Below are 3919 nucleotides of genomic sequence, written 5' to 3' on the forward strand. Positions count from 1 at the left end.
ATTGCCGCTGATTCTCCCTCAGCCGTGGTATACACCTGCTCAAACCAACGGGATGGATGGTCATCCTCAGCCGCTTTGGGGGCGATGTTGCGAATATACTCCCGGCGGGATTGAGGCTCAGACATGGTGGGTTTTCTTGAATAATCAACTTATTGAGTATACAAATTATCTGTGCCAATTCCCTGTGCCAATTCCCTGTGCCAATTAACCCTGCAAAATAGCGATCGCCGTCAAACCCCGATTCCCACGCCAGCCCCCGAATCAGGCGTGAGGTCAGTCACACCAAAGCGCAATAGATCGGTCACAGTAGAAGCACTCGATCAACTCTCGTGAGATTATTACCATGCCTCTGACCGTTGACCCGCCAGGACGAACTCCCCGAAGTCTTGTATCCGTAAGCGTTTTGCGGGCGATCGCCATACCCCTCAGCGTCGGCCTAACGCTCCTGAATCGCCCCGATGCAGCCGCCGGGCAATCCTTTCGAGACACCTCAGACCATTGGGGAGGAGATTGTATCAGCCAACTGGCCGCCGAGAACGCCCTCAATGGATATCCCGATGGCAGCTTTCGCCCCAATCATCCCGTCACCCGCGCCGAGTTTGCCGTTCTCATGCTGAATAGCTTTCCCGACGTGAGACCGCGATATCAAGATGAACCCGAGTTTAGGGATCTCTCTACCGATCATTGGGCTTATTCGAGCATCCAAACGGCCTATCGCAAGGGCATTTTTGTCGGCTATCCGGATCAAACCTTCCGGGCCGATCAATCCATTACTCGTATCGAAGCCCTGGCAATTCTTTCGACCCTAATTCGCCGGCCTGATCACCAGCGTTATCGAGAGCGAGGCTTGGCGATTCCCCCCAATCCTCAGCAAGTCCTGGCTGAAATGGTCCAGGATGCTCAAGAGACTCCTGATTGGGCGCAAGAGGCGGCGGCGGCGGCGGCGGCGAGTTTTTTAATTGTTGACTATCCCAACGGACGACACTTACGACCTCAAGCAGCTAGCACTCGGGCCGAGATTGCGGCCTTTTTATGTCAGTCTCGGGATTGGCATGGTTTGGTTCCTCTGGCGGCGGTGGCGGGGAATCAGCATTTTTCGGGCCATCCTGGATTGGCGATCGTGCAAGAGGCGACTATCCGGGGTCAAGCGGCTTGGTTTGACCGGCAACGAGAAAGGGTGGTTCGGCCGGTTCCCCCCGCTGGCTGGCAGGTGCAAGAACTCGGAGATCTGGCGGAGGATCGGGTGGCGGCTCTGTTTGAGGATGAGTCGGGAACTCGGCGTTGGGGCTATTTTGATCACGAGGGTCAGTTGGCGATCGCCCCTGAGTTTAGCAGTGCTGCTGAGTTTTCTGAGGGTCTCGCGGCGATCTCACAGCAAGACCAGTATGGGTTTATTGATGCTACGGGCCAGTTGGTGATTCCGGCCCAATTTGAGGCGGTTCAACCGTTCCATGACGGACGGGCTGCTGTGCGTGTTCAGGGACAATGGGGCTTTATCGATCGCAGCGGGGAAGAGGTCATCGCGCCCCAATTCGTTGCCGTTTCCCCTTTTTCTGAGGGGTTAGCCCGCATTGAAGCTCGCCCCAGTGGCAAGAGTCACTATGGCTTTATTGATCGCAGTGCAAGAGCGGTCATTGCGGCCCGGTTCAAGGAGGCTCGCTCCTTTTCTGAGGGCTTAGCCGCCGTCTGTCTTGAGATTCCAGAGACTGGCCGAGAGCGTTGTGGCTACATCAATCCCCAAGGAGATTGGGTCATTGAAGGAACGCTGGGCATCGGAGGCGACTTTTCATCAGGGGTTGCTGCTATTCGTCGCCTTGAGAGGGGGTCTCATGTTGAGTTTGGCTATAGCGATCGCAACGGCGACTGGGAAATTACTTCAGAATCACTGACACAGGAGTTAGGCGGCGTCGCCCGAGATTTGGGAACCTTTGTCGATGGATTTGCCAGCCTTCGGGTTGGGGAAAACGCCGGAGTGATCGATCGCCAAGGTCGTTTGGTGGTTCCGCTCAAGTTTTCAGCCATTGGCGAGATGGCTCAGGGCTATGCGCGAGTTCACTATGGCGGTGTTTGGGTGAGTTATGTTGGGGGCTATGATCATTCTGCGATGCCATTCTACGAGACGAATTTGGAAAGTGGACGCTGGGGATATATCAAACTCCCGGATTAAACTCCCGGATTAAACTCCCGGATTAAACCTTGAGACAACGGCTGTAGAATGACCAATGGACTATAAGCAATGGCAATGACCCATCAGGGTCTTGGCTTAACCCCTCGCCGACGAAAGTTTGCTTAAAATACTCTTGGCTGACAGGACAGGGTGAGAACTCCGGTGTTTGTTGGCCTGTTCCGGTATTCCCTGTTCCCTGTTCCGGTGTTCCCTGTTCCCTTCCAGTATGACGACCACTTCCCCGCCTCCGATGACCATGCCGGATATTGAACGACGGATTCGCCAGGCGATCGCCCCGTCGCAGTTACGTCAATGGTTAACCCTCAATCCAACTCGGGCCTATCGGGATATCATCCTCGACTGGCTGGGAATTGGTCTCGGTTTGGCGATCGCCGCTCAGTTTCAGACGCTCTGGAGTTATGCGATCGCCATCCTCATCATCGGCAACCGTCAATATGCCCTCTTTATCCTGGCTCATGATGCCATTCATGGCGCGTTGCATCCCAATCGTCGCCTCAATGACAGCCTAGCCCGCTGGTTGGTCTATGGTCCGATGTTTATGGCCCTAGAAGATGCCCGCCGCAACCATCTACAACACCATCGCCACATGGGAACCCCGGCTGATCCCGATCGCTATCTCCATACCTTCGAGGGCAAAAACTCCCCTCTGGCCTTCCTCCTCTACTGTTCGGGCCTGGCCACCTTCGGCAAAACGGTTCTTAAAGTCACCCCCTTCGGGCGAATGAATATGAGGGGAATGAATATGAGGGGAATGAACATGAGGGGAATGTCGAACTCTACCCCTAAAACGGGGTCAACCCCTCCCCAAAACCCACTCAAAGACTACGTTAAACAGCGCTTGCCGGTGTTGATTTGGCAGCCGCTACTGATTTGGTTATTTTGGCTGTCTCCCTTGCCGATTTGGGCGTATTTGCTGCTCTGGGTGTTTCCCATTTATGCCCTCGTCTTTGTTCCCGATGAAATTCGGGCCTTTTGCGATCATGGGGTTCTGCGTCATCCCGCCAGCAGCGGTGATTCCTTGCGGTTAGTGTCTTTCGGGCCTCCGTTCTGGGAAGCGGCGATGTTTGCCCCTCATCATATGCACTATCACGCTGAACATCATCTCTGGCCGGCTATTCCTCACTACAAGTTACACTTGGCTCATGATGCGGTGCGCGATCGCCCGGAAATCACCGTTCGGCGGAGTTACCTGGGGTTTCTCTGGCGGGTGGTGCGATCGCTACCCCTGTCGAGTCAAACCCCAGTCGTCTAGCAGGAACAGGAACGGTGGTGCGGGTGAATCTACAACAAGAATTTGTCTCCTGTGGCGTGTGTGGTAGCGATCGCTGGCATCCCTACGCCAGTGGCCAAGACTATGAATACGATACCTCGGGGGATATCTTTCAGATTGTCCAATGTCGTCAGTGCGGCCACCGCTATCTCAACCCACGGCCCGTCACGGCGGAACTTCCTCGCATCTACCCTCCCCATTACTATGCGTATAACTACGATCAGGCCATTCATCCCCTGGCCTTACGGGCGAAGGATTGGTTAGATCGCGGTAAAGTGCAAGGTTGGATTGGCGATCGCCTCAGCCACCCCCCCTCCAACCGTGCAACTCTCCCTGCAGCTGCGGCTGGCCGTTGCGGATCAGGCAGAAGCCGTCGCGCAGGTTGGCCTGCCCCGCCCGGATCGACTTCACCTCCGTGCCCACCAGCTCGATGCCGCACTCGAGGGTGTCGAGGATCTCGT

2 protein-coding genes and 1 pseudogene are annotated in these 3919 nt (G+C 55.5%); 2 read left to right on the plus strand and 1 reads right to left on the minus strand.

Features of this window, described 5'->3' with window-relative positions:
- Positions 1-343: 343 nt before the first annotated feature.
- Complete coding sequence (locus R6U67_RS04195) at positions 344-2167, plus strand: WG repeat-containing protein (protein ID WP_410251392.1); 1824 nt, start codon at positions 344-346, stop codon at positions 2165-2167.
- Positions 2168-2393: 226 nt separating this feature from the next.
- Positions 2394-3440 carry a fatty acid desaturase gene (locus R6U67_RS04200; RefSeq protein ID WP_410251393.1) on the plus strand — a complete coding sequence of 349 codons (1047 nt, stop codon included), beginning with the start codon at positions 2394-2396 and terminating at the stop codon, positions 3438-3440.
- Between the two features lie 363 nt (positions 3441-3803).
- On the opposite strand, the pseudogene R6U67_RS04205 reads toward R6U67_RS04200, so the two are convergent.
- Positions 3804-3919: pseudogene (locus tag R6U67_RS04205) on the minus strand (SsrA-binding protein); the annotation flags it as partial.

This window comes from Sodalinema sp., from assembly GCF_046483825.1.
Lineage (GTDB): Bacteria > Cyanobacteriota > Cyanobacteriia > Cyanobacteriales > Geitlerinemataceae > Sodalinema.

What these genes read in the sequence shown, in the direction of transcription:
- R6U67_RS04200 (WP_410251393.1), top strand. Translation starts at nt 2,394, where the DNA reads ATGACGACCACTTCCCCGCCTCCGATGACCATGCCGGATATTGAACGA.
- R6U67_RS04195 (WP_410251392.1), top strand. Translation starts at nt 344, where the DNA reads ATGCCTCTGACCGTTGACCCGCCAGGACGAACTCCCCGAAGTCTTGTA.